At 64.5% G+C, this 4,353-nt stretch carries 1 protein-coding gene; it reads right to left on the bottom strand.

Translation table 11 applies throughout. The features are described from left to right. On the bottom strand, positions 1 to 4,353 hold a 4,353-nt coding region (locus AC1DYI_RS27850; RefSeq protein ID WP_477207369.1), incomplete at both ends, for a beta strand repeat-containing protein.

Raw genomic sequence — 4,353 nt, 5'->3', positions numbered from 1 at the left:
GAACGTGTCGTTCTTGGCCGYCGGCAGATCGTCGACCGACGCGACGTTCAGCGTGACGGTGGCCGTGGAGACATCGCCGTCGGCGTCGGTCAGGGTGTACGTGAACGAGTCCGGGCCGTTGTAGTTCGCAGCCGGTGTGTACGTGAACGTGCCGTCGGCGTTGACGACCACCGTGCCGTGGGCCGCACCTGTGCTCAGCGCGAAGATGTTGCCGCCGTCGCCGGAGAGGGTGTCGTTGCCGGCGACCGAACCGTTCAGGACGGTGTCTTCGGTCGCGGCAAAGGTGTCGTTGGCAGCGGAGGGCAGGTCGTCGACAGAGCCGACGTTCAGCGTGACCGTGGCAGTCGACACATCGCCATCGGCATCGGTCAATGTGTAGGTGAAGCTATCCGGGCCGTTGTAGTTTGCCGCTGGCGTGTACGTGAACGTACCGTTGGCGTTGACGACGACCGTGCCGTGCGCGGCGTTGGTGCCGAGGGCGAACGTGTTGCTGCCGTCGCCAGACAACGTGTCGTTGCCAGCCACTGAGCCGTTCAGTACGGCGTCTTCTGTCGCAGAGAAGGTGTCGTTCTTCGCGGTCGGCAGGTCGTCGACGGAGGCGACGCTCAGGGTGACCGTGGCGGTCGACAMATCGCCGTCGGCATCCGTCAGCGTGTATGTGAACGAGTCCGGGCCGTTGTAGTTGGCGGTCGGCGTGTACGTGAACGTGCCATCGGCGTTGACGATGACGGTGCCGTGAGCGGCGCCAGTCCCAAGCGCGAAGGTATTTCCACCGTCGCCCGACAGCGTGTCGTTGCCGGCGACAGAGCCGTTGAGGACGGTGTCTTCGATGGCGGCAAACGTGTCGTTCTTGGCAGTGGGCAGGTCGTCGACGGAGGCGACGCTCAGCGTGACAGTCGCCGTCGACACATCACCATCGACATCGGTCAACGTGTAGGTAAACGAGTCCGGACCGTTGTAGTTKGCMRCWGGCGTGTASGTGAACGTRCCRTCGGCGTTGACGACGACAGTGCCATGCGCAGCGCCGGTGCCCAGCGCGAAGGTGTTGCCACCGTCGCCAGACAGCGTGTCATTGCCGGCGACCGAGCCGTTGAGGACGGTGTCTTCAGTGACGGCGAAGGTATCGTTCTTGGCGGTGGGCAGGTCGTCGACGGAGGCGACGTTCAGGGTCACAGTGGCCGTGGAGACGTCACCGTCCGCATCGGTCAGCGTGTACGTGAACGAGTCCGGGCCGTTGTAGTTGGCGGCAGGGGTATAGGTGAACGTACCGTCGGCATTGACGACGACCGTGCCGTGGGCCGCGCCCGTGCCGAGGGTGAAAGTGTTGCCGCCATCGCCCGAGAGCGTGTCGTTGCCCGYGACGGARCCGTTGAGMACGGTGTCYTCGGTSGCAGCRAAGGTGTCGTTCTTGGCCGCCGGCAGGTCGTCAACCGAGGCGACGTTCAGCGTGACGGTGGCGGTCGACACGTCGCCATCGGCATCGGTCAACGTGTACGTGAACGAGTCCGAGCCGTTGTAGTTGGCCGCAGGTGTGTACGTGAACGTGCCGTCGGCATTGACGACGACGATGCCGTGAGCGGCGCCGGTGCCCAGGGCGAAGACGTTGCCGCCGTCGCCGCTGAGGGTGTCGTTGGCTGCCACCGAACCGTTCATGACGGTGTCCTCAGTGGCGGCGAACGTGTCGTTCTTGGCCGTCGGCAGGTCAGCGACGGATGCAACGTTCAACGTGACCGTTGCAGTCGACACGTCGCCATCGGCGTCCGTCAGCATGTAGGTGAACGAATCGGGGCCGTTGTAGTTGGCGGCGGGGGTGTAGGTGAACGTGCCGTCAGCGTTGACGACGACGGTGCCGTGGGCGGTGCTGGTGCCCAGCGCGAAGGTGTTGCCGCCGTCGCCGGAGAGGGTGTCGTTGCCAGCAACAGAACCGTTCAGCACGGTGTCTTCGGTCGCGTTGAACGTGTCGGCCTTGGCCGTCGGCAGGTCGTCGACAGAAGCGACGTTCAGCGTGACAGTCGCGGTCGAGACACCACCATCCGCGTCAGTCAACGTGTAGGTGAACGAGTCCAGGCCGTTGTAGTTGGCGGCTGGGGTGTACGTGAATGTGCCGTCGGCGTTGACGACGACCGTGCCRTGCGCGGCGCCAGTGCCCAGCGAGAAGACGTTGCCGCCGTCGCCGGAGAGCGTGTCATTGCCAGCCATCGATCCGTTGAGTACGGTGTCTTCCGTGGCGGCGAAGGTGTCATTCTTCGCAGTGGGCAGGTCGTCGACGGAAGCGACGTTGAGCGTCACCGTGGTGGTCGAGACATCGCCATCGGCATCGGTCAGCGTGTAGGTGAAGCTGTCGGGGCCGTTGTAGTTGCCGGCCGGGGTGTACGTGAACGTGCCGTCGGCATTGATGACGACAGTGCCGTGGGCTGCGCCGGTGCCGAGCGAGAAGACGTTGCCGCCGTCGCCGCTGAGGGTGTCGTTGCCAGAGACCGAGCCGTTTAGCATCGTATCCTCGGTCGCGTTGAACGTGTCGGCCTTGGCGGTGGGCAGATCGTCGGCGGATACGACGTTCAGTGCGACCGTGGCAGTCGAGACGTCACCGTCGGCGTCAGTCAGGGTGTAGGTGAACGAGTCCGGGCCGTTGTAGTTGGCGGCCGGGGTGTACGTGAACGTGCCATCGGCATTGACGACGACGGTGCCGTGAGCGGCGTTGGTGCCGAGGGCGAAGACGTTGCCGCCGTCGCCGGACAGCGTGTCATTGCCAGCCACCGAGCCGCTCAGGAGGGTGTCTTCGGTGGCGTTGAACGTATCGGCCTTGGCCGTCGGTAGGTCGTCGAYGGAGCCGACGTTCAGCGTGACGGTCGCAGTCGAGACATCACCGTCCGCATCGGTCAGCGTGTAGGTGAAGCTGTCCGGACCGTTGTAGTTGGCGGCGGGCGTGTACGTGAACGTGCCGTCGGCGTTGACGACAACCGTGCCGTGAGCAGCGCCAGTACCGAGCGCGAAGGTGTTCCCGCCATCGCCTGACAACGTGTCATTGCCGGCAACCGAACCGTTGAGCACGGCGTCTTCGGTCGCATTGAAGGTGTCAGCCTTCGCCGCCGGCAAATCGTCGACCGAAGCGATGTTCAGAGTCACTGTGGCCGTCGAGATGTCGCCATCGGCATCGGTCAGGGTGTAGGTGAAGCTGTCCGGACCGCTGTAGTTGGCGGCAGGCGTGTACGTGAAGGTGCCGTCGGCGTTGACGACGACCGCGCCGTGCGCAGCACCGGTGCCGAGTGCGAAGGTGTTGCCACCGTCGCCGGAGAGGGTGTCGTTGCCGGCAACTGAGCCGTTGAGGACGGTGTCCTCGGTCGCAGCGAAAGTGTCGTTCTTGGCCGTCGGCAGGTCGTCGACCGAAGCGACGTTCAGAGTGACGGTCGCGGTCGAGACGTCGCCATCGGCATCGGTCAGKGTGTASGTGAAGCTGTCKGGRCCGTTGTARTTSGCASCCGGSGTGTATGTGAACGTGCCGTCGGCATTGACGACGACGGTGCCGTGCGCAGCACCGGTGCCGAGCGCGAAAGTGTTGCCGCCGTCACCGGAGAGGGTGTCGTTGCCGGCGACGGAGCCGTTCAGCGCGGTGTCTTCCGTGGCGTTGAAAGTATCGGCCTTGGCAACTGGCAGGTCATCGACGGAGCCGACGTTCAGCGTGACGGTGGCGATGGATACGTCGCCGTCAGCGTCAGTCAGCGTGTAGGTGAAGCTGTCCGGGCCGTTGTAATTGGCAGCCGGCGTATAGGTGAACGTGCCGTCAGCATTGACGACCACTGTGCCGTGGGCGGCACCCGTGCCGAGCGCGAACGTGTTGCCACCGTCGCCGGAGAGGGTGTCGTTGCCGGCGACGGAACCGTTCAACGGGGTGTCTTCAGTCGCGTTGAACGTATCGGCCTTGGCGACAGGTACGTCATCAACCGAGGCGACGTTCAGCGTGACCGTGGCGGTGGAGACATCACCGTCGGCATCGGTCAGTGTGTAGGTGAACGAGTCCGGGCCGCTGTAGTTGGCGACCGGGGTGTACGTGAACGTGCCGTCAGCGTTGACGATGACAGCGCCGTGGGCGGCGCCAGCGCTGAGCGCRAAGGTGTTGCCACCGTCGCCGGACAGCGTGTCGTTGCCGGCSACCGAGCCGTTGAGGATGGTGTCTTCAGTCGCAGCAAACGTATCGTTCTTGGCAGTGGGCAGATCGTCAACCGAAGCGACGTTCAGCGTGACCGTGGCGGTCGACACGTCGCCGTCCGCATCAGTCAGCGTGTACGTGAAGCTGTCCGGGCCTTTGTAATTGGCGGCAGGCGTGTACGTGAACGTGCCATCGGCGTTGACGAC

This window comes from Ideonella sp. P3_A4 (genome assembly GCF_056403075.1).
This window is presented reverse-complemented; position numbering and strand designations above follow the sequence as displayed.